This is a genomic window from Lentzea sp. NPDC037011 (assembly GCF_055607425.1).
In genome coordinates, this window is record NZ_JBVJRT010000013.1 from 54,217 (window position 1) to 76,672 (window position 22,456).

Consider the following 22,456-nt stretch of genomic DNA (forward strand, 5'->3'; position numbering starts at 1 on the left):
GCCTTACCGTCCTGGCGATTGGCGTAAGTTCGGGTGTGTGCAGCGGATTGCTTACGGTGACCATCCCAGTCAGTTCGGTGAGCTTTGTGTTCCCGAAGGGACTGCGGAGGGTGCTGTTGTCGTCATCCACGGTGGTTTTTGGCATCAGCGGTACGGGCTCGAGTTGGGGCGGCCACTTGCCGATGTGCTCGTGCGACGCGGATTCACCGTGTGGAACGTCGAATATCGGCGCGTCGGCGGTGGCGGTGGGTGGCCGGTAGCCGGACAGGACGTGCTGGCCGCCATTGATGCCGTCGACATCGGGCCCGTCGTGACATTGGGGCACAGCGCCGGGGGACACCTCGCCGTGTGGGCCGCCAAGCACAGCGACCGGGTCGTCGGCGCGGTCGCACAAGCCGCGGTCCTCGACTTCACCCGGCACATCACCGCACGGGCGCTGGAGCTGTGCACCGAGGAGCAGTTCGCCGAGGCGTCACCGGCCGCGCTGGTGCCGATCGGCAAACCGGTGGTGTGCGTGCACGGCGACCGCGACGAGGACGTGCCCGTGGAGCAGAGCACCGGGTTCTGCGCCGTGGAGCCGCAGGCGGAGCTCGTCGTCGTCGAGGGCGCCGGGCACATGGACGTGATCACCCCCGGCACGACGTCCTGGCAGCGGTGCGAGGAGGCGGTCGTCCGGCTGGCGCGCGGCTGCTAGAAAGGGCCGGTGCCGAAGGTTGTCGACCACGAGGAACGCCGCCGCGAGCTGGCCGAGGCCGTCTGGCGCATCGTGCGGCGCGACGGGATCGACCACGCCTCCGTGCGGGCCGTAGCGGCCGAGTCCGGGTGGTCCAGCGGGTCGCTGCGCCACTACTTCCCGACGCAGGACTCGCTGCTGGGCTTCGCGATGGAACTCGCCTACCGGCGGTTCCTCGCCCGGTTCGAGCAGATCGACCCCGCGCTCGGCAACCGCGAGCGCGTGGCGGCGATCGCCCACGAGATGCTCGCGCTGGACGAGGACCGGCGGGTCGAGGCGGCGGTGCTGCTGTCGTTCCTGCCGCGCGCACTGGTGGAACCGTCGCTGCGCGAGCTGGAGCGCTACGGCACGCGCGAGCTGTACAACGAGGTCGCGCGCGTGTTCGCCGCCGCGGCGGAAGCAGGCGAGCTGCGCGCCGGCGTGGTGCCGTTGAAGGCGGCCCGGAGGTTCATCGCGCTGGTCGACGGGCTCAACGTCCACCACCAGCTCGGGCCCGACGAGCTCACCGCCGAGGAGATGACCGAGGCGGTCGACGACCAGCTGGCCGCCCTGTTCCGCTGAACCCCGCTAGCGTGTGAGCGCATGGCCTGTTTGTTCTGCAGCATCGTCCAAGGCGAGATCCCGGCGACCGTCGTGCACGAGACCGCGACGACGCTGGCGTTCCGCGACATCCACCCCAAGGCACCCGTGCACGTGCTGCTGATCCCGCGCGAGCACGTCCCGCACGCCGTGGCACTCGACCGCGACCAGCTCGGCGACCTCTTCGCCGCCGCGAAGGAGGTCGCCGAGGCCGAGGGCGTCGCGGAGAGCGGCTACCGGCTGCAGTTCAACACCGGGACCGACGGCGGGCAGGAGGTCTTCCACGCCCACCTGCACCTGCTCGGCGGCAAACGCCTCTGACGAGGGGCCTTCCACCCGGGTGGCCTCGCCCCACGACCTCAGACCGTGTGCTTGCTCGAGCTCGACGACCTTCGTGCCGAGGTCGTCGAGCTCGCGATATATCGGATATCGGCGTGGTCAGCTCGCCCGTGTACTGCGGTTCCCGTCGAGTTCCCGCGTCACCCGAGTGCGTGCGAGGCGGGGGCGAAGTAGCGCGACCGGTCACCCGGCACGTCGTCGGCACCGCACACCATCAACGTGCACCCGCCGCCACCCTGCTCGAACCCCCGTCCCCGCAGGAAGGCCGCCACCTCGGCGTCACCGGTGTCCACGCGGACCCGGCCCGCACCGGCGGCCACGTCCACGAGCATCGCGCACGCGACCTCAGCCGACGGCGCGATCAGCGGCCCCACGGTCTCCCCGGCCGGGTTCGGCCGCGTCGCGACGACACCCTCCGCCGACATCAGCACCCGGTACGGCGACGCCGGGTCGAGCAGCCGCTCCCACAGCAACGGCCGCGTGAACCCGCTCACCTCCTCGTCCAGCGCGGCGAGCACGGGCAAGTCTGCGGGCGTCGCCGACCGCGTCCTCCCGCTCGCGGGACCGGTGAGCTCGCCCTGGAGCTCGACCGTTGCCCCGACGGGGTGAAAGCCGAGCCGCGCGTACAGCGGCTCACCCATGGCCGTCGCGAACAACACCGAAGGACTGATGTCCAACACATTGGTCATGAGCTGAGTGCCGATGCCCCTGCGTCCCGCCCACGAACCCACCAGCACACCGCTGATGGCCTGCATCTGCGGGTACGGCGTCGTCACCGCGGTGCCGAGCAACCCGGTCTCGTCGAACGCGCCCCACGCCGGCCCCAGCGCGAGCATCAGCTCCCACTGCTCGGGCGTCCAGGCCCAACCCCGGTCCGTGATGAGCTTCATGCAGTCGGGTACGTCGGCGACGGTCAGCCTGCGGATCTCCACAACCGGTGAGCACACACGGTGAGCAATCCGGTAGCCACTCATTTTCGGCCGGACTAGCATCGTGGCCATCAGATCCGAGCGACAGGAAGCAGGCCGGGGCCTCGTGGCCGAAGAAACACAGCAGAGCAACAAGGAAGGTCAGTCCCGGTTCGCCGTGCCCGACGGTGCGGTGCTCAGCCTGCTGGGGTCGCGCGACGAGAACCTCCGGCTCGCCGAGGAACTGCTCGACGCCGACGTCCACGTGCGCGGGAACGAGATCACCCTCTCCGGCGCCCCCGCCGACGTCGCCTTCGCGGAACGCGTGTTCACCGAGCTCGTCACCCTCGCGAGCCGCGGTCAGGCCGTCGACACCAACACCGTCCGCCGCACCGTCGCCATGCTGAGCGCGAACACGGACGAGTCGCCCGCCGAGGTCCTGAGCCTCGACATCATCAGCCGCCGCGGCCGCACCATCCGGCCGAAGACGCTGAACCAGAAGCACTACGTCGACGCCATCGACAAGAACACGATCGTGTTCGGCATCGGCCCCGCGGGCACCGGCAAGACCTACCTCGCCATGGCCAAGGCCGTCCAGGCCCTGCAGGCCAAGCAGGTCAACCGCATCATCCTGACCCGCCCGGCCGTCGAGGCCGGCGAACGCCTCGGCTACCTGCCCGGCACCCTGTACGAGAAGATCGACCCGTACCTGCGCCCGCTCTACGACGCGCTGCACGACATGGTCGACCCGGAGTCGATCCCGCGCCTCACGCAGGCGGGCACGATCGAGGTCGCACCCCTCGCCTACATGCGCGGCCGCGCCCAGCCGATCTTCACCCCGGTGCTGACCCCGGAGGGCTTCCGGCCGATCGGGTCGCTCCAGGTCGGTGACCTGGTCATCGGCTCGAACGGTGAGCCGACGCCGGTGCTGGGCGTCTACCCGCAGGGGGAGAAGGACGTCTACCGGGTCACGGCCCAGGACGGTTCGTCCACCCTCGCGTGCGGTGAGCACCTGTGGACGGTCCGCACGGCGTCCGACCGCCGCCGCGACAAGCCGTGGCGGGTGCTCCAGACGAAGGAGATGATCGGCAACCTCCGTGCCGCGCACGCACGCCGGTATGAGCTGCCGATGCTCAGCGCGCCGGTGTGCCTGCCGGAACGCGAAGTGCCGATGGACGCGTACGCGCTCGGCCTGCTCATCGGCGACGGGTGCCTCACGGGCGCGACGACGCCGGCGTTCTCGACGGCCGACCCGGCTCTCGCGTCCGCGCCGGCCCGCGTCATCGCGTCCGGCGACGTGATGACGATCGCCGATCCCAAGACCGCGGTGCTGCGCGAGCTGGGCCTTGACGGCACGACCGCGTTCGTCCCCGAGGTCTACCTCCACAACAGCGCCGACGTGCGCCTGGCGTTGCTGCAGGGCCTGCTCGACGCCGACGGCGGACCGGTCACCCGGATCGGTCGCACGTGCCGCATCCGGTACACGGCGACCTCGGAACGACTGCGGGACGACGTCGTCGAGCTGGTCCGCTCGCTCGGCGGTCTCGCACACCGCCACGACGCCTACGTCCTGGACATCCGGCTGCCCGCGGGCGTCGAGCCGTTCCGGCTCGAGCGCAAGCGGGAGAAGTACCACGCCGCCGGTGGCGGTGGGCGTCCGATGCGCTTCATCGACAGCATCGAGCCCGCCGGTCGCACCGAGACGGTCTGCATCCAGGTCGCGGCGCAGGACTCCCTGTACGTGACCGAGGACCACCTGCTCACCCACAACACGCTCAACGACGCGTTCATCATCCTCGACGAGGCGCAGAACACGACGCCCGAGCAGATGAAGATGTTCCTCACCCGCCTGGGCTTCGGCTCCAAGGTCGTCGTGACCGGTGACATCACCCAGGTCGACCTCCCCGGCGGCCAGCGCAGCGGTCTGAGGGTCGTCCAGGAGATCCTCGACGGCGTCGACGACGTGCACTTCTCGGTGCTGACCAGCCAGGACGTGGTGCGCCACCGCCTGGTCGGCGACATCGTCGACGCGTACGAGAAGTGGCAGGTCGACCAGGACGCGCTGGACCAGAACGGGCGGCACCAGGGACCCGGTGCACGGCGGGGGAACCAGCGGCGGGGACGATAGGCGCCGTGAGCATCGAGATCGCCAACGAGTCGGGCGTCGGGGTCGACGAGGGTTCCATCGTCTCCGCCGCCCGCTTCGCGCTGGACCGCATGGGCGTGAGCCCGCTGGCCGAGCTGTCCGTCCTGCTCGTCGAGCTGGACGTCATGGCCGACCTGCACGAGCGCTGGATGGACCTGCCCGGTCCCACGGACGTCATGGCCTTCCCCATGGACGAGCTGGACTCGGCCCGCAGGCCCGACGCGGCGGGGCTCGGTCCCGCGCTGCTCGGGGACATCGTGCTGTGCCCGGCGTTCGCCAAGGACCAGGCCAAGAAGGCGGGCCACGGCCTGCTGGACGAGCTGCACCTGCTGACCGTGCACGGCGTGCTGCACCTGCTCGGCTACGACCACGCCGAGCCGGCCGAGGAACGTGAGATGTTCACGTTGCAGAACCGCATCCTCGCGGACTTCCGCGCGGCGCGGGACGAGGCCGAGCGGGCCGCGCACCAGCGCAGTGCGGATGACAAGGTGCTCGGCGCCGTCGGTCTCGACGAGCAGAAGCCGCTGCAGCACCCCGAAGAAGACTGATCGCGCCAAGAGAGACTGAGAATGAGCGAGAGCCCTGCCGGTCTCCTGCTGCTGGCCGTCGTCCTCGTGCTCGCCGCGGGCCTGTTCGCGTGTGCTGACGCCGCGCTGGGCACCGTGTCGAGTGCGCGGGTGGAAGCACTGCAACGGCAGGGCCGGTGGGGGACCGGCCAGCTGTTGCAGGTGCTCAACGACCGGCCGCGGCACGTCAACCTGTTGCTGCTGCTGCGGCTGTTCTGCGAGCTGTCCGCGACGGTGCTGGTCACGGGCGTGTTCCTGCAGTACGTCGAGGAGGACTGGCTCGCGGCGCTGTACTCGTGCCTGAGCATGCTGGTCGTGTCGTACGTGCTGGTGGGTGTCGGGCCGCGCACGATCGGCCGTCAGCACCCGTACGGCGTGAGCTTGGCCGCGGCGGGCACGGTCCGCCAGCTCGGCCGGGTGCTGGGGCCGTTGTCGAAGCTGCTGATCCTGATCGGCAACGCGATCACGCCGGGCAAGGGGTTCCGCGAGGGCCCGTTCTCCTCCGAGGTGGAGCTGCGCGAGCTCGTCGACATGGCGCAGGAGCGCGGTGTGGTCGACGAGGGCGAGCGGGAGATGATCCACTCGGTGTTCGAGCTGGGTGACACGATCGCCCGCGAGATCATGGTGCCGCGCACCGAGATCGTGTGGATCGAGCAGGCCAAGTCGCTGCGGCAGGCGCTCGCGCTGTCGTTGCGCACCGGCTACACCCGCGTGCCGGTGATCGGGGAGAGCGTCGACGACATCCTGGGCGTGGTGAACCTCAAGGACCTGATGCGGGCGACGCTCGCGGAGGACGAGAACCCCGAGCACGTCGCCGAGCTGATGCGGCCGGTGAGCTTCATCCCGGACACGAAGCCGATCGCGGACCTGCTGCGGGAGATGCAGCTGTCGCGGCGGCACATGGCGATCGTGGTCGACGAGTACGGCGGCACGGCGGGGCTGCTGACGATCGAGGACATCCTCGAGGAGATCGTCGGCGAGATCACCGACGAGTCCGACACCGACGACCGCCCGCCGGTGGAGCACCTGCCCGACGGGACGGTGCGGGTGAGCGCGCGGCTGCCGGTCGACGACCTGGACGCGTTGTTCGGCACCGAGCTCGACGACCACGAGGTGGAGACCGTCGGCGGCCTGCTCGCGCAGCGCCTGGGCCGGGTGCCGCTGCCCGGCACGGAGGCGGAGATCGCCGGTCTGCGCATGCGGGCGGAGGGCGGCAAGGACGAACGCGGCCGCATCCGGGTCACCACGGTGCTGGTGCGCCCGCTGCCCAACCAGGAGGAGAAGGATGACTGACGTCGGTGTCGACGGCCTGGGTGCCGAGGACGCGAAGCTCGTCACGCTCGCGCGGTCGGTGCGTGCGCGCAACGGTGCGGCGGAGGGTGCCGCGGTCCGCGACCTGGACGGGCGCACCTACAACGCGTCCACGGTGTCGTTGCCGTCGTTGCGGCTCACCGCGCTGCAGGCGGCCGTCGCGGCTGCGGTGTCGAGCGGTGCGGAGGGCTTGGAGGCGGCGGTCGTGGTGACCGACGCGGGCGGTCTGGACGAGGCGTCCGTGGCGGCGGTGCGGGATCTCGCGGCAACTGCGCCGGTTTTTCGTGCAACTTCGGCCGGAGAGGTCGCGGACGTGGTGCGCTGACCCCGTGGGCGGGGGAGCCCGCCTGGTACGAGGGGGAAGTGCGGATGAGACGTTTGACCGCTTTGTTCAGCGTGCTCGCGATCGCCGCGGGCACGCTGTTCCTGTCCGGGCCGGTGGCGCACGCGGCCTGGAGCGACTGGACCGGGCACGGCGGGCAGGTGTACGGCACGCCCGCCGTCACGACGTGGGGTCCCGGCCGGCTCGACGTGTTCGCCGTGGGCACCGACTACGCGTTGCGGCACCGGGTGTACGAGAATGGCCGCTGGCACGACTGGGAGTCGCTCGGCGGCTACCTCACGACCTCGCCGTCCGCGGTGGCGTGGGGTCCCGGCCGCATCGACGTGGTGGCCGGTGACGCCGCGGGCGGGGTGCAGCGGCTGGTCTACGACGGCGTGTGGCGCCCGTGGGAGACGCTCGACACCGGCACGTACCGCTACGGCGCGGCGATCTCGTCGCGCGGTCCCGGCCGGCTCGACCTGTTCACCGTTGGCCGCGGCGGCGCCGGGGACACCGGTCTGCACGTGAAGAGCTTCGCCGACGGCACCTGGTCGGGCTGGACCGCGCTGGGCGGCGACCTGGCCTCGACGCCCGCGGCGGTGTCGTGGGACGCGAACCGGGTCGACGTGTTCGCCAAGGGCGCCGACAGCTCGCTGCACCACACGTGGGCCGACAACGGCGTGTGGGGGTCGTGGGAGTCGCTGGGCGGGGGCATCGACCAGGCACCGGGTGTCGCGTCGTGGGCGCCCGGCCGGCTCGACGTGTTCGCCCGCGGCACGGACAACTCGCTCTACCACAAGGCGTTCGACACGGTCTGGCACGCGTGGGAGTGGCACGGCGGGGTGCTGTCGTCCGGTGCCGCCGCGGTGTCGTGGGGCCCGAACCGCATCGACGCCTTCGTGACCGGCAACGACAGCGCGGTGCACCAGAAGGCCTGGTCCTGACGGTCGTGTGCGGCGTGGAATAGCAGATCCCGGGACCGGCGACAACCCCGTTGCCGGTCCCAGGGACAATGGCGGGATGGATGGTTACCGCTCCGGGTTCGCGTGCTTCGTCGGCCGCCCGAACGCAGGGAAGTCGACGCTGACGAACGCGCTGGTGGGCACGAAGGTCGCCATCACGTCGAGCAAGCCGCAGACGACCCGGCACACGATCCGCGGCATCGTGCACCGCGAGGACGGCCAGCTGGTGCTGGTGGACACGCCGGGGTTGCACCGGCCGCGCACGTTGCTGGGTCAGCGCCTGAACGACCTGGTGCGCGAGACGTGGTCGGAGGTCGACGTGGTCGGCTTCTGCGTGCCGGCCGACCAGAAGGTCGGGCCGGGCGACAAGTTCATCGCCGCCGAGCTGGAGAAGGTCGCGAAGCGCACGCCGGTGGTCGGCATCGTCACCAAGACCGACCTGGTGTCGCAGCAGCAGGTGGTGGAGCAGCTGCTCGCGTTGCAGAAGGTCATGGAGTTCGCCGAGATCATCCCGGTGTCGGCGGTCGACGGCTTCCAGGTCGACAAGCTCGGTGACCTGCTGCTGGGCAAGCTGCCGGAGGGCCCGCCGCTGTACCCGGACGGCGACCTGACCGACGAGCCGGAGCAGACGCTGGTCGGCGAGCTGATCCGCGAGGCCGCGCTGGAGGGCGTGCGCGACGAGCTGCCGCACTCCATCGCCGTGGTGGTCGAGGAGATGCTGCCGCGCGAGGGCCGCGACGACCTGATCGACATCCACGCGTTCGTGTTCGTGGAACGGCCGTCGCAGAAGGCGATCATCCTGGGGCACCGGGGTGAGCGGCTCAAGCAGGTCGGCACGGCCGCGCGCAAGCAGATCGAGGCGCTGCTGGGCACCCGCGTGTACCTGGACCTGCACATCAAGATCGCCAAGGACTGGCAGCGCGACCCGAAGCAGTTGCGCCGCCTGGGCTTCTGATGGCGAACCTGTACCGCGACACCGGGATCGTGCTGCGCGTGCAGAAGCTCGGTGAAGCGGACCGGATCATCACCTTCCTGACCCAGCGGCACGGCAAGCTGCGCGCCGTGGCCAAGGGCGTGCGCCGCACGACGTCGAAGTTCGGCGCGCGGCTGGAGCCGTTCTGCCACGTCGACGCGCAGTTCCACCCCGGCCGTTCGCTCGACATCGTCACGCAGGTGCAGACGCTCGACGCGTTCGGCGTGGGCATCGTGGACGACTACCAGCGCTACACGGCCGCGTGCGCGGTGCTGGAGACCGCCGACCGGCTCACCGCCGAAGAGGGCGAACCGGCCGTGCGGCTGTACCTGCTGGTCGCGGGCGCGCTGCGGGCGTTGGCGGCGGCTGAGCGCGATCCGTCGCTGGTCCTGGACGCGTTCCTGATGCGGGCGATGTCGTTCGCCGGGTGGGCGCCCGCGGTCAACGAGTGCGCGAAGTGCGGTGACCCCGGTCCGCACCGCGCGTTCAGCGTCCAGGCCGGTGGGTCGGTGTGCCCGAACTGCCGTCCGCCGGGGTCCGCGTCGCCGTCGAGCGACACGCTGTCGTTGCTGTCCGCGTTGCTGCACGGGCAGTGGGACGTGGTCGACGGGATTCCGCACCTGGCCCGCCGTGACGCGAGTGGGCTGGTCGCGGCGCACCTGCAGTGGCACCTGGAGCGGCAGCTGCGGTCGTTGCCGTTGGTCGAGCGCAAGGCCCGTGCCGACGAAGGCTAATGTGGCGCCTACCGACAACGGTTTTCGCCCGAGAGGATGCCTGGTCCAATGCTGCGTCGACGTCGTGCCGAGGCTGAGAAGCGCGTGCCGCGCCCGCCGGAGCCGCACCCGTCCGGCGCTGTGCCCCCGGCGATCCCGGCCGAGTTCGTGCCCAAGCACATCGCGATCGTCATGGACGGCAACGGCCGCTGGGCCAACCAGCGCGGCCTGTCCAGGGTCGAGGGCCACAAGCGCGGTGAGCAGGTCGTCGTCGAGGTCGCCAAGGGCGCGATCGAGATGGGTGTGAAGTGGCTGTCGTTGTACGCCTTCTCCACGGAGAACTGGCGCCGCAGCCCGGAAGAGGTCCGCTTCCTGATGGGCTTCTCCCGCGACGTGATCCACCACCGCACCGACGAGCTCGACGAGCTGGGCGTGCGGGTGCGCTGGGCGGGACGCCGGCCGCGGTTGTGGCGCAGCGTCATCAAGGAGCTGGAGGTCGCGGAGGAGCGCACCCGCGACAACGACCGGCTGAACCTCGCGATGTGCATCAACTACGGTGGCCGCGCCGAGATCGGTGACGCCGCCCGCGAGATCGCGCGGCTGGTCGCCGCCGGGCAGCTCAACCCGGAGAAGGTCGACGAGAAGACCCTCGCCCGCTACCTGTACCAGCCCGAGATGCCGGACGTCGACCTGTTCATCCGGCCGTCCGGCGAGCAGCGCACCTCGAACTTCATGCTCTGGCAGTCCGCGTACGCCGAGCTGGTGTTCCAGGACATCCTCTGGCCCGACTTCGACCGCCGCGACCTGTGGCGCGCCTGCGAGAAGTTCGCCGAGCGCGACCGGCGCTTCGGTGGTGCGGTCGACAAGCCCGACTCGGAGGTCTCGTGAACGCGACAGGTGACGCCCTGGAGTCCGCCCGCAAGGCGCTGGAGCTGTTCCACGACGTCGCGGTCGATGACGACGGCGCGCTCAGCTTCCGCCACGGCGACGTGCCGTGCGCGGTGCAGGGCATGGAGCTGGCCGACGGCCTGACCGTTCTCTCGCTGACGTGCGTCGTCGCGTGGGACCTGCCGGTCGACGCCGCCGTCTGGGTGGCGGAACGCGCTGGTCAGGGCCTCTTCGGCACGCTCGGCGTGATCGCGTCCCAGCGCGGTGTCGACGTGATGCTGCGGTACGCGTTCCCGGCGGACGGGCTCAAGCCCGAGCCGCTGAGCACGCTGCTCATGCTCGTCGTCTCGACCGCGTCGCAGGTGCGCGGCGAGCTGCTGTCCCGCTTCTCCTAAGTTTTTCAGAAAGGAACCCCTTCCATGGGTGGCGTGATCATTTACGAGCCGGAAGAGGACTCCGAGGTCAACGAGTTCCCGTGGACGGTGACGTTCGAGCCGTCCGGCGGGGAGGAGTGGGACTCCTTCATCTGCGGGCCCTACGAGCGCGACCACGCGGTGGCGCTGGCCGAGGCCGTGGCGCTCGACGACACCGAGGGCGGCGTGCTGGCCGTCGTCGCGCCGATGCTGCCGGCGCTGAGCGCGGCCGACGTCATCGCGACGATCGAGGACCTGCGTGAAGCCGCGGCCGAGGAGGACGAGGCCGAGGACGACACCGTCAACGGCACCGCGGTCGACTTCGACGACGAGGAGCTCGTCGAGGAGGAGGCCGAGTTCGCGGAGCCGCCCTCGCCCGAGGAGGTCCGCGCGGGCATGGAGCGCACCTACCGCAGGCTGCTGGACGCGGAATGACGATCACCGGCGAGATCCGCTCGCCGAAGCGCCGCTCCGGGCCGCCTCGGCTGAAGATCACGTCGTTGGAGGTGCTGTGCGGGGTGCTCGTCCTCGCACTGCTCTTCCAGTCCCGGCTCGTCGACCTGCTCGACGTGCCGAAGCTGCGCACCGCCTCGACGGTGTTCGTCGCCATCTGCGTGCAGGCCATGCCGTTCCTGGTGCTGGGCGTGCTGATCTCGGGCGCGATCGCGGCGTTCGTCCCGGCCTCGGTGCTGCGCAGGGCGCTGCCGTCGAAGACGGCGCTGGCGGTCCCCGTCGCGGGTGTCGCGGGCGTGGCGCTACCGGGCTGCGAGTGCGCGTCGGTGCCGGTGGCGCGGCGGCTCATGCAGCAGGGCGTGGCACCCGCGGTGGCGCTGACGTTCCTGCTCGCGGCCCCCGCCGTGAACCCGATCGTGCTGGTCTCGACGGCGGTGGCGTTCAACGACACCCCGATGATGGTCGTCGCGCGGTTCGCCGGCTCGCTGCTCACGGCGATGGTCATGGGCTGGCTGTGGGTCCGCTTCGGCAAGGCCGAGTGGATCGCGGAACGGGCGCTGGCCCGCATGAAGGACAACACCGGCGCCAACAGGTGGACCGTGTTCGCCGAGAGCGCGCGGCACGACCTGGTCGACGCCGGCGGGTTCCTCGTGCTCGGCGGCCTGTTCGCGGCGGCGTTCAAGACGTTCGTGCCGGTGGCCTGGATGGAGACCATCGGCGGCCAGATCGTGCTGGGCGTGCTGGTCATGGCGGTCCTGGCGGTCGTGCTGGCGCTGTGCTCGGAGGCCGACGCGTTCGTGGCCGTCGCGTTCTCCGCGCTGCCGCTGCTGCCGCGCCTGGTGTTCCTGGTCGTCGGCCCCGCCGTCGACGTGAAGCTGATCGCCCTGCAGGCGGGTGCGTTCGGCAGGTCCTTCGCCTTCCGCTTCGCACCCGCTACCTTCGTGGTGGCGATCTTGTGCGCGGTCCTGACCGGGGTGGTGCTGCTGTGAGGCGGGAAACCCAGAACATCCTGCTGGTCCTGCTCGGCGGCGCGCTGCTGAAGATCAGCTTCTCGGGCCTGTACCTGCGCTACGTGAAGCCGGGCCTGCTGCCCCTGCTGATCGCGGGCGGCGTGATCATGATCGGCCTGGCGCTGTTCGCGATCGTCCGCGACATCCGCGCGGCCAGGCCGGTCGAGGCCGCGGACCACGACCACGCCGAACACGGTCACGAGCACTCGTCGCGTTCGACGTGGCTGTTGCTGCTGCCGGTGCTCGCCGTGTTCCTGATCTCGCCCCCCGCGCTGGGCGGTGACGTCGTGGTCTCTGCCGCCGACACCAACCAGACGCAGCGCGCCCGCAACCTGCTCGGCGAGCTGCCCTCCGGTGACGTCATCCCGCTGTCGATGACCGAGTTCATCACCCGCACGGCGTGGGACGAGTCCGGCACGCTCGACGGCCGCAAGGTCAAGCTCACCGGCTTCCTGACCCGCGCGGAGGGCTCGACGTACGTGGCCCGCATCGCGATCTCGTGCTGCGCCGCCGACGCCCGCCCGCTCAAGGTGAAGCTGCTCGGCGACGTGCCGGCGCTGCCCGACGAGCAGTGGGTCGAGGTGACCGGCCAGGTGGTGCCGAAGTCGGCGTCGGAGCAGACGTCGTGGGTGCCGAGCTTCACCGTGGAGTCGTCCGACCCGGTCGCCGAACCTGCCGAACCCTACGAGTCCTGACCGTCCGTTCCGGTGCGCACGCGGGGACCCTTCGTACCCCACAACGGTACGAAAGCTCCCCGCGTGCACTGGGCCGGTGGCCGAGTCGGCCGAGCCCTACGAGAGCTGAGCGGCCGTTCCCGAGTGCACGCGGGGAGCTTTCGTACCCCACAACGGTACGAAAGGTCCCCGCGTGCACTGGGCCGGTGGGCTACTTGAGGCCCTTGGCGGTGCACTCCGCGCACGTCCCGAAGATCTCGACGGTGTGCGAGACCTCCGAGAAGCCGTTCTCCGCCGCCACCCGGTCCGCCCACTTCTCGACCGCGGGGCCCTCGACCTCGACGGTGCGGCCGCAGTGGCGGCACACCAGGTGATGGTGGTGGTGGGCGGAGCAGCGGCGGTAGATGGCCTCGCCGGTGTCCGTGCGCAGCACGTCGACCTGGCCCGCGTCGGCCAGCGACTGCAGGGTGCGGTAGACCGTGGTCAGGCCGATGCCCTCGCCGCGGCGGCGGAGCTCCTCGTGCAGTTCCTGGGCGCTGCGGAAGTCGTCGAGCTGGTCGAGCAGGTTCGAGACGGCCGTGCGCTGCTTGGTGGACCTGAGTCCGGTCACAACTTCTCCTCGACGTGCGTCACAGCGTCTACCACTATGTGCGCCAGGTGTTCGTCCACGAGCCGATAGACGACCTCGCGGCCATGCCGTTCGCCGTGCACTACGCCCGCTGACTTGAGCACGCGCAGGTGCTGGCTGATGAGCGGCTGCGCGACGCCCAGCGCCTCGACCAGCTCGTGCACGCAACGGTCGTGTTCCTGCAGTTGGAGCACGATGGCGATGCGCACGGGAGCGGCGAGTGCGCGGAGCAGGTCGCCGGCCGCGGCCAGGGTCTGCGCGGAGCGCGGTGGCAGCGGTGCGGGGGCCGCGCGTTCGGGGGAGTGCTCGCCGTGCAGCTGGACGGTCATGGCGGCACACCTCACCTGGTAGGGATTTTCAGAACCAATTCTAGTGCGATGAGGACGAGTACCAGCAGGACCACCACGCGCAACGTGCGGTGAGCTGGGGAAAGAACCTTCCAGGTGGCGGCCAGGAGGGCGACGGCACCGACGATCAGGACGCCCAGCAGCACCGCGCCGACCGTGCCGCCGACCAGGACGCCCGTGACGAACAGGGCGAGCACGGCGAGGAACGCCACCGCCGGGCGCACGCGGGCGAGCGGGCCGTCGCCGGGCAGGAGAGGGCGCTTGGAGTTCACCGTGCCATCCTTGCACCGTGCTGCTCGTGTGCCGGTTCCGCGTGTCCGACCCAGAGGCGTTCACCGCGCGGGTGAGACGCGCCCTCGAGCTCCTGACCGCCCAGCCGGGATGTCTCAGGGGCACGCTGGCGCGGTCCACCGACGAGGACGACCGCTGGGTGCTCACGGTGGAGTTCGAGTCCGTGGTCGCCTACCGGCGGGCGATGTCGCCGTTCCCGGTGCGCGAGCACGTGGTGCCGTTGCTCTCCGAGGCGCTGACCGACGAGCCCGCGATGTACGAGCCGACGCTGACCAGCACCGGCGGCGCGGTCGAGGAGCACACGAGCCTGCTCGCCGAGGACGCATTCACGGTGCGGCTGGGCGAGGCGGCGGGCCCGGCTACGCCTCGGCGATAGCCCGCATCTCCTCGACCCACTCGTCGTGCGAGTCGTGGGGGAGCAGCTCCAGCGCCCTGCGCGCCGCCGCCGCGGCCTCCTCGGTGCGGCCCAGCGCGTGCAGCGTCTTGGCCTTGCCGCTCTCCGCGTACGCCTCCGGCGTCTTCTCGAACGCCTCCAGCGCCTCGTCGAAGCGGCCGTTCTCGAAGTAGTACCAGCCCAGGTTGTTGTGCAGCGGACCCAGCCAGCGGCCCAGCTCCGGGTTGCCCCCGACCAGCTCCAGGCCCTGCTTCGTCCACTTCTCCGGGTCGTCGACCAGCGACGCCATGTGCGCGGCGTCCACGGCCAGCGACAGGTCACCGCGGGTCTTGGCGAGGATGAACGCCGCCACGAACAGCGGTTGCGCCGCCTGCGGGTCACCGGCGGAGCGGTGCAGCCGGCCGCGTTCGAGCAGCACCCGCACACGGCCGGTGGAGTCGGGCGCGATCAGCGCCTCCGCCTCGTCGACGAGCGCGTGACCTGCGGCGAAGTTCTCCCGCAAACCCTCGGCGCGGGCGAGCTGGGTCAGCACCTCCGCCCGCTCGTCGTCGGTGCGCACGTTCTCCAGGAACGCGCGGAACCGCGCCTCGGTGCCGTCGAGGTCGGCGAAGTCCCACAGCTCCCGCAGCCGGTCTTCCATTCGTGCAGGGTAAGGCTCCGGTCGCCCGTTCGGGGCGCGACGTGACGGGCTAGGCTGTGGCCCCCGATTCTCATTCCCCCGTTGGAGTTCGAAGTTGGCCGCCGATCGCATCGAGACCGTTGTCAGCCTCTGCAAGCGCAGGGGGTTCGTCTACCCGTGCGGGGAGATCTACGGCGGTACCCGCTCGGCGTGGGACTACGGCCCCCTGGGCGTGGAGCTCAAGGACAACATCAAGCGCCAGTGGTGGAACTTCATGGTCCGCGGCCGCGAGGACGTCGTCGGCCTGGACTCATCGGTCATCCTGCCGCGTGACGTGTGGGTCGCCTCCGGTCACGTCGAGGCGTTCGTCGACCCGCTGATCGAGTGCGAGTCGTGCCACAAGCGGTTCCGCGCGGACACCCTGTCCGAGGAGTACGCCGAGCGCACCGGCAAGGAGGTCGCCGAGGGCGACGTCTCCGACGTGCCGTGCCCCAACTGCGGCGTGCGCGGCAAGTACACCGAGCCGAAGATGTTCAACGGCCTGCTCAAGACGCACCTCGGTCCGGTCGAGACCGAGGAGGGCCTGCACTACCTGCGCCCGGAGACCGCGCAGGGCATCTTCACGAACTTCCTGAACGTGCAGACGACCTCGCGCAAGAAGCCGCCGTTCGGCATCGGCCAGATCGGCAAGTCGTTCCGCAACGAGATCACGCCGGGCAACTTCATCTTCCGCACCCGCGAGTTCGAGCAGATGGAGATGGAGTTCTTCGTCGAGCCCGGCACGGACGAGGAGTGGCACCAGTACTGGATCGACGAGCGCACCCGCTGGTACACGGAACTGGGTGTGTCGAAGGAGAACCTGCGCCACTACGAGCACCCGAAGGAGAAGCTGTCGCACTACTCGAAGCGGACCGTCGACATCGAGTACCGCTTCCAGTTCGGCGGCCAGGAGTGGGGCGAGCTCGAGGGCATCGCCAACCGCACCGACTTCGACCTCACCACGCACTCCAACGCCTCGGGTGTCGACCTGTCGTACTTCGACCAGGCCACGAACTCGCGCTACAAGCCGTTCGTCATCGAGCCCGCGGCGGGTGTCGGCCGGCCGATGATGGCGTTCCTGCTGGAGGCCTACACCGAGGACGAGGCCCCGAACGCCAAGGGCGGTGTCGACAAGCGCGTCGTGCTGAAGCTCGACCGCAGGCTCGCACCGGTGAAGGTCGCCGTGCTGCCGTTGTCGCGCAACGCCGACCTCTCGCCGAAGGCCCGTGACCTCGCGACGGACCTGCGCCGCAACTGGAACGTCGACTTCGACGACGCGGGTGCCATCGGTCGCCGCTACCGCCGCCAGGACGAGATCGGCACGCCGTTCTGCGTGACGGTCGACTTCGACACGCTCACCGACCTCGCCGTGACGGTGAGGGAGCGGGACACGATGTCGCAGGAGCGGGTGGCGATGGACCAGCTGGAGTCGTACCTGGCCGCGCGCCTGGTCGGCTGCTGAGCCGCACACGGGTTCCGCAGAGCGGGTCGGGCGTCGAGCCCGGCCCGCTTTCGCGTTGTCCGGGGGTGTTGTGCGCTCGGGCGGGCGACCGGGAACGGTGGGTCGGGGCGGCGGTGGGCGCCGCTGACGCGGGTGGTTGACGTGCACGCCGTGCACGGTGGGATCGTGCTCGCCCACCTGGTGGTGCGCGAGTGCACCGGGGAGCGGTCCTGGCCGGAACCGGAACGGCTCAGCCGTTGACGCCGAGCTTCGCGAGCAGCGCGGTGGTGACGGCGTCGATGGCCTGGCGCGCGGTGGTCCAAGACCCGGTCGGGCTCGTGGTGAGGACGGCGACGGCGTAGCGGTCGTCGAGCACACCGGCGCTGTGCAGGTAGACGTCGCTGGGCAGGTAGTACATCCAGCCCTGCTTGGCGTACGCGCCGGTGCCGCCGAGCAGGCCGAACGCCTGGTCGAAGCCGTCGGCCGCGGTGGCGGGCGCCGCTGACAGAGCCGTGACGACCGCGTCGCGCACCGGCGAGCTGAGGACGTACCGGTAGAGCCGCACCATGTCGTCGGCCGTGATGACGACCTCGCCCCACTGCGACGGGTCGTCCGGCGCGTGCGTGCCGGTGAGTCCGGCGGCCGCGGCGACGCGACCGATGGCGCCCACGCCGTCGAACCTGGTCCAGAGCACGTCCATCGCGCTGTCGTCGCTCGCGCTCAACGCGCGATGTATCAGTTCGCGGTCCGCGTCGGTCACGGGCTGCTGGAGCGCGTCCATCGCCAGCAGCAGCTTCGACAACGACGCCGAGTAGAACTGCTGCTCGCCCTGCTGCTCGACGAGCTGACCCGTCCTCAGGTCGAGCACCGCGACGCCGACGTCGGACGCACCGCCCGCAGCTACCGCCGCCGATATGTCAGCTGCTGATATATCGGATATCGCCGACGAACCCGTATCCGATATATCGCCGGTAGCTCCGGAGTCCGGGCTGATGTCCAGTACATCAGGTCCACGGAAAACTGATATATCGGATATCGGCTGGCCGTGGGCGAAGCAGGGCGCGGCGTCCGGGACCACGTAGACGGCCGCCGCGATGAGGACGATCAGCAGCCGGCGCACACCTCCAAGGTGTGCCTCACAGCAGGCGGGTGTCGAGCTTTTCCTCCTGTGCGGTTGCTGAAGAAACGTCCCTGGTCACGACGTACGCGCCGCTGCCGGGACGTTCCGCCACGGCCTCGATGAGCTCGGTGCCGCGGTAGAGCAGCCCGGCGCCGTCGTCGGTGCAGTAGGTCGTCGGCAGCACGCCCGCGGCCACCGCCTCGTGGACCTTGGGCCGGCGCTGCTCCTCGGAGTCGTAGTGCACGCCGTTGCCGTAGGGCAGCAGGCCGAGGCCGTTGGTGACGATGCGCAGGTCCGGTCCGAACGAGTCGGTCGCGCCGCCGGTGTGCCAGCAGATCGAGCCCGCGGAGACACCGCTGAGCACGACACCGGCCTCCCACGCCTTGCGGAACACCGGTCCGAGGCCGTGCACCTCCCACACCGCGAGCAGGTTCGCCACCGAACCGCCGCCCACCCACACGACGTCCTGCGCCAGCACGAACGACTCCAGGTCGTCGGTCGGCGGCATCGTGAACAGGTTGAGCACCGACACCTCGACGCCGGCGACGGCACCGGCCTCGACCACGTTGGCGTTCATCGCCCGCTGGTCGCCGCCCGCTGTCCCGACGTGGCAGAACCGCGGCTTGCGCCCCTGCACCCCGGACAGCTCCAGGGCGAAGTGGATCAGCTTGTTGAACTCGAGGTTGGTCCGGCGGCCGGAGCGGTAGCCCCCGGACGTCGCGAGGATGGTCGGCTGCTCAGCAGGCATGACGAAGATCCTCGCAGGGGCGTCAACGCGGGACCCCCGCCGTCTGGGAGCATGCTGGGTGTGCGGACGACCACCCTGAGACCACTCGCCAGGATTCGCCGGATCGTGTTGCGCCTCGTCTTCGGTGCGCTGGTCGTCGGGCTGCTGGTCGTGGGCGGCACGGCGGTCCGCGTGTGGCAGGTCGCGCGGGTGGACGACTGGACGAAGGCCGACATGGCGATCGTCCTGGGCGCCGCGCAGTACAACGGCGTGCCCTCCGACGTGCTCGAAGCCCGCCTGGGACACGCACTCGGGCTCTACCAGGAGGGCGTCGTCCGGTACATCGCCACCACCGGCGGCCGCCAGCCCGGCGACAACTTCACCGAGGGCCAGGTCGGCAAGCTGTGGCTGGTCGAGCGCGGGGTTCCCGAGGACCGGGTGCTGCAGGTCGGCGAGGGCGCGGACACGCTCGGCTCGCTGCGCGCCGTCGCGTCGGTCGCCAAGGAGCGCGACCTCAAGACCGCCGTGATCGTCAGCGACCCGTGGCACTCGCTGCGCGCCCGCACGATGGCCGAGGACGCCGGCCTGCGCGCGTGGACGTCGCCGACCAGGGTCGGCCCGAACGTGCAGACCCGCCAAGCGCAGCTGTTCTACATCAAGCGCGAGACCGGGGCGTTGCTGTACTACCGGCTGATGAAGGCGCACGCAGGCGTGTTCGACGAGCTCAAGCTCCCTAAGATCGGGTGATGGGATACACCGGCCACGACGCGGAGCGCCTGCTCGCGGAAGGACCCAAGAGCGCCGCGCTGCCGGGGGCCCGCACAGAAAAGCGCACCCCGTTCTCCCGCGACCGCGCCCGCGTCCTGCACTCCGCGGCGCTGCGCAGGCTCGCCGGCAAGACCCAGGTCGTCGGCCCCGGTGAGGGCTCCGAGGTCACCGGTGTGCCGCGGACCCGCCTGACGCACTCGCTGGAGGTCGCACAGATCGGCCGCGGCATCGGCGAGGAGCTCGGCTGCGACCCGGACATCGTCGACACGGCCGGTCTCGCGCACGACATCGGCCACCCGCCGTTCGGGCACAACGGCGAGAGGGCGCTGAACGAGCTCGCGGGCCCGTGCGGTGGTTTTGAGGGGAACGCGCAGACGTTCCGCATCCTCGCCCGCCTCGAACCCAAGTCGCGGCACGGCCTCAACCTCACGCGCGCGGTGCTCGACGCGGCGACGAAGTACCCGTGGCCGCGCACGCCGGGCGTGGTGAAGTTCGGCGCGTACGACGACGACCTCGACGTGTTCGAGTGGATGCGCGCGGGCGCACCGGACCGGGCGAGGTGCATCGAGGCGCAGGTGATGGACTGGTCCGACGACGTCGCGTACTCGGTGCACGACGTCGAGGACGGCGTGCTGGCCCACCGCATCAGCCTCGCCGCGCTCGCCCGCCCCGACGAACGGGCCGCGATCGCCTCGCTGGCCGCGAAGACGTTCTCCGACGAGTCGGTCGCCACGCTGGAGGCCACCGCGCAGCAGCTCGTCGAGCTGCCCGTGATCGCGTACTTCACCGAACACGAGTACGACGGCTCGCTCGGCGCGCAGGTCGCGTTGAAGAACCTCACCAGCGAGCTGGTCGGCCGGTTCGCGAGCGCCGCCGTCACCGCGACCCGCGCCGTGCACGGCGACGGCCCGCTGACCAGGTACGGGGCCGCGCTGGAGGTCCCCGGCCAGGTCGCGGCCGAGGTGGCGCTGCTCAAGGCGATGGCCGTCCGCTACGTCATGAGCGACCCGGCCCGCCTGGCCATGCAGGCCGCGCAACGCGAGCTGATCACCGAGCTCGTCACCCGCCTGCTGCGGCGCCCGGAACTGCTCGACCCCGCGTTCCGCCCGGTGTTCGCCGCCGCCACCACCGACGCGGCCCGGCTGCGCGTCGTGGTCGACCAGGTCGCCCTGCTGACCGACGCGCAGGCCGTGGCCTGGCACCGCGCATCGGCGTAGCTTCGGGGGAACAGGAGACGGGTACCCACCGGGTCCGCGCACCTTGGAGGAGGGTCTTCGTGACCGATCAGGCCGACTTCGCACTCAACCTGCACCGCGTCGCCGTCCCTGATCCCGCCGAGACCGCCTGCTGGTCACCGTTCTCCGTGGCCAGCGCGCTCGCACTGGCCCGCGCGGCCGCCGCAGGGCCGACCCGCACCGAGCTCGACGCGCTGCTCGGGGACTTCTCCGACGCCGACTCGCTCGACGTGCCGGAGCTGTCCGTCGCGAACACCCTGTGGGCCGACGACGACCTGACGGTCGACCCGGGCTTCCCGCTGGCGGACGCGGTGCGCCGCACCGCGTTCTCCGACCCGCAGACCGTGCGCAAGCTCGTCAACACCGACGTCGCCGAGACCACCCGCGGCCTGATCCCCGAGCTGCTCGCCGCACCACCGCCCGCGGACGCCGCCGCGATCATCGTCAACGCCCTGTACCTCAAGACCGGCTGGCTGAACGCGTTCCCCGAGGCCGACACCGAGCAGCGCCCGTTCCACGCACCCGGCGGCGACGTCGACGTGCCGACCATGCGGGTCACCGAGAAGTTCCGCTACGCCCACCAGGGCGGCTGGCAGTCGATCGCGCTGCCCGCCGACTCCGGGATCGAGACCGTGGTCCTGCTACCGGACACCTCGCTCGACCAGCCGCTCGACCCGTCCGTGCTCACCGCGGGCAGCCACGTGCGCCTCGAGCTCTCACTGCCCAAAGTGGACGTCCGGGCGCGGTTCAACCTCAAGGGAACGCTGCGGCGGCTCGGCGTCGAGCGCATGTTCACGCGCGAGGCCGACTTCTCCGGGCTCTCCCCGGACGAGCGGATGTTCGTCGACGACGTGGTGCACGAGGCGGTGCTGCGCCTGGACGAGGAAGGCCTCGAAGGCGCCGCGGCGACCGCGGTCACGTTTCGCACGGTGTCCTTCGAGATCCCGTCCGACCCTGTCGTGGTGACCGTCGACCGGCCGTTCCTGCTCGCCGTCCGCAACGCGCGGTCCGGCGCCGTCTACTTCCTCGCGCAGGTCGCCCGTCCCTGACCAGCCACCCGTGGGCACCATTCGCCCTGTAGAGCGAGCGTTTCGCGCGGCGAGATCATGATCTTGCCCTTACCGTTCTGGCATGACCCAGCACGGTGCCGGTGAGCAGTACGTCGTGCTCGCGGCCGCGGGCGCCACGCGGATCACCTGCTTCAGCGGCGTCACCATCCCGGTCCTGCTGCGCACCGAGTGCTACTCGAAGGCGCTGACGGCCGCGCTCGGGCTCGCACCCACGCCGGAGCTGCTGCGCGACGGCGTGCTGCCGCACTGCGTCTTCTTCATCCACGAGTACGCGCTGCGCACCGTCGTCGGCGGCAACCGGCTGATGGAGGACCAGGTCCTGCACCTGCTGTTCCACGCCCCGTCGATCAGGGTCGTGCCGGCCAGTGCGGGCGGGGCAGCGGCCATCGGGACCGACGTGGCGCTCATCCAGTACGCCCACGAACCTCCGCTCGTCTACCTGGCGAACTGGGTCACGGCCAGCGACACCGCGACCGTCGAACGGTGCGTGTGCGCCTTCCGCCGGTTGCACGACGTGGCGCTCGACAACGAACGCTCCCGCGACCTCCTCATGGAGTACGTGGCCGTCTACGACCGCTAGTTCGGGGTGTTGCGCCGCAGGAAGAGCCGCATCCCGTCCTCGCCGGGCAGCGCGCACAGCAGCAGGCGGACGTTCTGGTGCCGCACCGGGACCGCGCACGAGTCGCCCGCCAGCAGCGTTCCCGCCAGCAGGCCGGCCGACTCGTGGTCGATGTCCAGCACGAAGTCGTTGCTCATGAACTGGACCCTATGAGCTGCCAGGTCCACG

General features: G+C 70.7%; 27 protein-coding genes and 4 pseudogenes. 23 read left to right on the forward strand and 8 right to left on the reverse strand.

The genetic code is table 11. The annotated features are described in order from the left end of the window. Positions 1-37: 37 nt before the first annotated feature. From ACZ7CH_RS33365 to ACZ7CH_RS33375, 3 genes are read left to right on the forward strand one after another with little or no spacing between them, the layout of a single operon-like run. Complete coding sequence (locus ACZ7CH_RS33365) at positions 38-694, forward strand: alpha/beta hydrolase family protein (RefSeq protein WP_470375765.1); 657 nt, start codon at positions 38-40, stop codon at positions 692-694. 9 nt (positions 695-703) lie between these two features. Next, a complete protein-coding gene (locus ACZ7CH_RS33370; protein WP_360397161.1) occupies positions 704-1,294 on the forward strand; it encodes a TetR/AcrR family transcriptional regulator in 591 nt (196 codons plus the stop codon). Between the two features lie 21 nt (positions 1,295-1,315). After that, entirely contained in the window at positions 1,316-1,633 is a 318-nt protein-coding gene (locus tag ACZ7CH_RS33375; RefSeq protein WP_458433869.1) for an HIT domain-containing protein, read from the forward strand. 158 nt (positions 1,634-1,791) lie between these two features. On the opposite strand, the gene ACZ7CH_RS33380 is transcribed toward ACZ7CH_RS33375, so the two are convergent. Next, a complete protein-coding gene (locus ACZ7CH_RS33380) occupies positions 1,792-2,583 on the reverse strand; it encodes a GNAT family N-acetyltransferase (RefSeq protein ID WP_470375766.1) in 792 nt (263 codons plus the stop codon). Positions 2,584-2,686: 103 nt separating this feature from the next. Between ACZ7CH_RS33380 and ACZ7CH_RS33385 the strand changes: the two are divergent. The 14 genes and pseudogenes from ACZ7CH_RS33385 to ACZ7CH_RS33450 all read left to right on the forward strand — a co-directional run. Next, a pseudogene (locus ACZ7CH_RS33385) lies at positions 2,687-3,379 on the forward strand (PhoH family protein); the annotation flags it as partial. Positions 3,380-3,859: 480 nt separating this feature from the next. Next, positions 3,860-4,090: pseudogene (locus ACZ7CH_RS33390) on the forward strand (LAGLIDADG family homing endonuclease); the annotation flags it as partial. Between the two features lie 240 nt (positions 4,091-4,330). Continuing rightward, positions 4,331-4,687, forward strand: a pseudogene (locus ACZ7CH_RS33395) (PhoH family protein); the annotation flags it as partial. Positions 4,688-4,692: 5 nt separating this feature from the next. Then, the gene (gene ybeY, locus ACZ7CH_RS33400) at positions 4,693-5,253 is read left to right on the forward strand and encodes an rRNA maturation RNase YbeY (protein ID WP_360397165.1); all 561 of its coding nucleotides are present in this window, start codon (positions 4,693-4,695) and stop codon (positions 5,251-5,253) included. Between the two features lie 21 nt (positions 5,254-5,274). Beyond that, the gene (locus tag ACZ7CH_RS33405) at positions 5,275-6,564 is read left to right on the forward strand and encodes a hemolysin family protein (protein WP_360397166.1); all 1,290 of its coding nucleotides are present in this window, start codon (positions 5,275-5,277) and stop codon (positions 6,562-6,564) included. Further along, complete coding sequence (locus tag ACZ7CH_RS33410; RefSeq protein ID WP_458433865.1) at positions 6,557-6,907, forward strand: cytidine deaminase; 351 nt, start codon at positions 6,557-6,559, stop codon at positions 6,905-6,907. Before ACZ7CH_RS33405 ends, ACZ7CH_RS33410 begins: the two co-directional genes overlap by 8 nt. 44 nt (positions 6,908-6,951) lie before the next feature. After that, the gene (locus ACZ7CH_RS33415) at positions 6,952-7,848 is read left to right on the forward strand and encodes a PLL family lectin (protein ID WP_360397168.1); all 897 of its coding nucleotides are present in this window, start codon (positions 6,952-6,954) and stop codon (positions 7,846-7,848) included. Positions 7,849-7,924: 76 nt separating this feature from the next. Further along, positions 7,925-8,821, forward strand: a complete 897-nt coding sequence (gene era, locus ACZ7CH_RS33420; RefSeq protein ID WP_360397169.1) for a GTPase Era — start codon at positions 7,925-7,927, stop codon at positions 8,819-8,821. After that, positions 8,821-9,573, forward strand: a complete 753-nt coding sequence (gene recO, locus ACZ7CH_RS33425) for a DNA repair protein RecO (protein WP_360397170.1) — start codon at positions 8,821-8,823, stop codon at positions 9,571-9,573. Before era ends, recO begins: the two co-directional genes overlap by 1 nt. Before the next feature lie 48 nt (positions 9,574-9,621). After that, positions 9,622-10,440 carry an isoprenyl transferase gene (locus ACZ7CH_RS33430; RefSeq protein WP_360397171.1) on the forward strand — a complete coding sequence of 273 codons (819 nt, stop codon included), beginning with the start codon at positions 9,622-9,624 and terminating at the stop codon, positions 10,438-10,440. Then, entirely contained in the window at positions 10,437-10,835 is a 399-nt protein-coding gene (locus ACZ7CH_RS33435; protein WP_470375767.1) for a hypothetical protein, read from the forward strand. The genes ACZ7CH_RS33430 and ACZ7CH_RS33435 overlap by 4 nt, the downstream gene beginning before the upstream one ends. Before the next feature lie 9 nt (positions 10,836-10,844). Beyond that, positions 10,845-11,288, forward strand: a pseudogene (locus ACZ7CH_RS33440) (hypothetical protein); the annotation flags it as partial. After that, complete coding sequence (locus ACZ7CH_RS33445) at positions 11,285-12,295, forward strand: permease (RefSeq protein WP_458433862.1); 1,011 nt, start codon at positions 11,285-11,287, stop codon at positions 12,293-12,295. The pseudogene ACZ7CH_RS33440 and the gene ACZ7CH_RS33445, both read left to right, overlap by 4 nt. Beyond that, positions 12,292-13,011, forward strand: coding sequence for a TIGR03943 family putative permease subunit (locus ACZ7CH_RS33450; protein ID WP_470375768.1), 720 nt, complete (start codon positions 12,292-12,294; stop codon positions 13,009-13,011). Before ACZ7CH_RS33445 ends, ACZ7CH_RS33450 begins: the two co-directional genes overlap by 4 nt. Positions 13,012-13,201: 190 nt before the next feature. On the opposite strand, the gene ACZ7CH_RS33455 is transcribed toward ACZ7CH_RS33450, so the two are convergent. The 3 genes from ACZ7CH_RS33455 to ACZ7CH_RS33465 are packed head-to-tail and all read right to left on the reverse strand — an operon-like array spanning position 13,202 to position 14,237. Beyond that, positions 13,202-13,600, reverse strand: coding sequence for a Fur family transcriptional regulator (locus tag ACZ7CH_RS33455; protein ID WP_360397176.1), 399 nt, complete (start codon positions 13,598-13,600; stop codon positions 13,202-13,204). Next, a complete protein-coding gene (locus ACZ7CH_RS33460) occupies positions 13,597-13,947 on the reverse strand; it encodes an ArsR/SmtB family transcription factor (protein WP_065913762.1) in 351 nt (116 codons plus the stop codon). Before ACZ7CH_RS33460 ends, ACZ7CH_RS33455 begins: the two co-directional genes overlap by 4 nt. An 11-nt stretch (positions 13,948-13,958) precedes the next feature. Further along, a complete protein-coding gene (locus ACZ7CH_RS33465) occupies positions 13,959-14,237 on the reverse strand; it encodes a hypothetical protein (RefSeq protein WP_360397177.1) in 279 nt (92 codons plus the stop codon). Positions 14,238-14,254: 17 nt separating this feature from the next. On the opposite strand from ACZ7CH_RS33465, the gene ACZ7CH_RS33470 reads away from it, so the two are divergent. Next, a complete protein-coding gene (locus ACZ7CH_RS33470; protein ID WP_360397178.1) occupies positions 14,255-14,632 on the forward strand; it encodes an antibiotic biosynthesis monooxygenase family protein in 378 nt (125 codons plus the stop codon). Here ACZ7CH_RS33470 and ACZ7CH_RS33475 read toward each other — a convergent pair. Continuing rightward, entirely contained in the window at positions 14,616-15,290 is a 675-nt protein-coding gene (locus ACZ7CH_RS33475) for a tetratricopeptide repeat protein (RefSeq protein WP_360397179.1), read from the reverse strand. The two genes, ACZ7CH_RS33470 and ACZ7CH_RS33475, sit on opposite strands and share 17 nt — an antisense overlap. Positions 15,291-15,384: 94 nt before the next feature. On the opposite strand from ACZ7CH_RS33475, the gene ACZ7CH_RS33480 reads away from it, so the two are divergent. Beyond that, on the forward strand, positions 15,385-16,770 hold the full coding sequence (locus tag ACZ7CH_RS33480; RefSeq protein ID WP_360397180.1) for a glycine--tRNA ligase: 1,386 nt from the start codon (positions 15,385-15,387) through the stop codon (positions 16,768-16,770). A 229-nt stretch (positions 16,771-16,999) separates the two neighbouring features. Here ACZ7CH_RS33480 and ACZ7CH_RS33485 read toward each other — a convergent pair whose 3' ends face one another. Next, positions 17,000-17,869, reverse strand: coding sequence for a serine hydrolase (locus ACZ7CH_RS33485; RefSeq protein WP_470375769.1), 870 nt, complete (start codon positions 17,867-17,869; stop codon positions 17,000-17,002). Between the two features lie 16 nt (positions 17,870-17,885). Beyond that, positions 17,886-18,617 carry a Type 1 glutamine amidotransferase-like domain-containing protein gene (locus ACZ7CH_RS33490; RefSeq protein ID WP_470375770.1) on the reverse strand — a complete coding sequence of 244 codons (732 nt, stop codon included), beginning with the start codon at positions 18,615-18,617 and terminating at the stop codon, positions 17,886-17,888. Positions 18,618-18,668: 51 nt separating this feature from the next. Here ACZ7CH_RS33490 and ACZ7CH_RS33495 point away from each other — a divergent pair, with 51 nt between their 5' ends. The 4 genes from ACZ7CH_RS33495 (at position 18,669) to ACZ7CH_RS33510 (ending at position 22,249) form a co-directional block, all read left to right on the forward strand. Then, positions 18,669-19,343 carry a YdcF family protein gene (locus ACZ7CH_RS33495; RefSeq protein WP_360397183.1) on the forward strand — a complete coding sequence of 225 codons (675 nt, stop codon included), beginning with the start codon at positions 18,669-18,671 and terminating at the stop codon, positions 19,341-19,343. Beyond that, positions 19,343-20,581: a deoxyguanosinetriphosphate triphosphohydrolase gene (locus ACZ7CH_RS33500; RefSeq protein WP_360397184.1), complete on the forward strand. Its 1,239-nt coding sequence runs from the start codon at positions 19,343-19,345 to the stop codon at positions 20,579-20,581. The genes ACZ7CH_RS33495 and ACZ7CH_RS33500 overlap by 1 nt, the downstream gene beginning before the upstream one ends. Before the next feature lie 59 nt (positions 20,582-20,640). Next, positions 20,641-21,648, forward strand: a complete 1,008-nt coding sequence (locus tag ACZ7CH_RS33505) for a serpin family protein (protein ID WP_470375771.1) — start codon at positions 20,641-20,643, stop codon at positions 21,646-21,648. Positions 21,649-21,730: 82 nt separating this feature from the next. After that, positions 21,731-22,249 (forward strand): Scr1 family TA system antitoxin-like transcriptional regulator, encoded by a 519-nt coding sequence (locus ACZ7CH_RS33510; protein WP_360397186.1) that lies wholly within the window; start codon positions 21,731-21,733, stop codon positions 22,247-22,249. On the opposite strand, the gene ACZ7CH_RS33515 is transcribed toward ACZ7CH_RS33510, so the two are convergent. Continuing rightward, positions 22,246-22,425 (reverse strand): hypothetical protein, encoded by a 180-nt coding sequence (locus ACZ7CH_RS33515; protein WP_030472123.1) that lies wholly within the window; start codon positions 22,423-22,425, stop codon positions 22,246-22,248. The two genes, ACZ7CH_RS33510 and ACZ7CH_RS33515, sit on opposite strands and share 4 nt — an antisense overlap. Positions 22,426-22,456 lie beyond the last annotated feature (31 nt).

Excerpts from the sequence above, each read along its gene's own strand:
- ACZ7CH_RS33375 (WP_458433869.1), top strand. The coding sequence starts at position 1,316 with ATGGCCTGTTTGTTCTGCAGCATCGTCCAAGGCGAGATCCCGGCGACC.
- ACZ7CH_RS33405 (WP_360397166.1), top strand. The coding sequence starts at position 5,275 with ATGAGCGAGAGCCCTGCCGGTCTCCTGCTGCTGGCCGTCGTCCTCGTG.
- ACZ7CH_RS33410 (WP_458433865.1), top strand. The coding sequence starts at position 6,557 with ATGACTGACGTCGGTGTCGACGGCCTGGGTGCCGAGGACGCGAAGCTC.
- ACZ7CH_RS33415 (WP_360397168.1), top strand. The coding sequence starts at position 6,952 with ATGAGACGTTTGACCGCTTTGTTCAGCGTGCTCGCGATCGCCGCGGGC.
- era (WP_360397169.1), top strand. The coding sequence starts at position 7,925 with ATGGATGGTTACCGCTCCGGGTTCGCGTGCTTCGTCGGCCGCCCGAAC.
- recO (WP_360397170.1), top strand. The coding sequence starts at position 8,821 with ATGGCGAACCTGTACCGCGACACCGGGATCGTGCTGCGCGTGCAGAAG.
- ACZ7CH_RS33430 (WP_360397171.1), top strand. The coding sequence starts at position 9,622 with ATGCTGCGTCGACGTCGTGCCGAGGCTGAGAAGCGCGTGCCGCGCCCG.
- ACZ7CH_RS33445 (WP_458433862.1), top strand. The coding sequence starts at position 11,285 with ATGACGATCACCGGCGAGATCCGCTCGCCGAAGCGCCGCTCCGGGCCG.
- ACZ7CH_RS33460 (WP_065913762.1), bottom strand. The coding sequence starts at position 13,947 with ATGACCGTCCAGCTGCACGGCGAGCACTCCCCCGAACGCGCGGCCCCC.
- ACZ7CH_RS33475 (WP_360397179.1), bottom strand. The coding sequence starts at position 15,290 with ATGGAAGACCGGCTGCGGGAGCTGTGGGACTTCGCCGACCTCGACGGC.
- ACZ7CH_RS33490 (WP_470375770.1), bottom strand. The coding sequence starts at position 18,617 with ATGCCTGCTGAGCAGCCGACCATCCTCGCGACGTCCGGGGGCTACCGC.
- ACZ7CH_RS33495 (WP_360397183.1), top strand. The coding sequence starts at position 18,669 with ATGCTGGGTGTGCGGACGACCACCCTGAGACCACTCGCCAGGATTCGC.
- ACZ7CH_RS33500 (WP_360397184.1), top strand. The coding sequence starts at position 19,343 with ATGGGATACACCGGCCACGACGCGGAGCGCCTGCTCGCGGAAGGACCC.
- ACZ7CH_RS33510 (WP_360397186.1), top strand. The coding sequence starts at position 21,731 with ATGACCCAGCACGGTGCCGGTGAGCAGTACGTCGTGCTCGCGGCCGCG.
- ACZ7CH_RS33515 (WP_030472123.1), bottom strand. The coding sequence starts at position 22,425 with ATGAGCAACGACTTCGTGCTGGACATCGACCACGAGTCGGCCGGCCTG.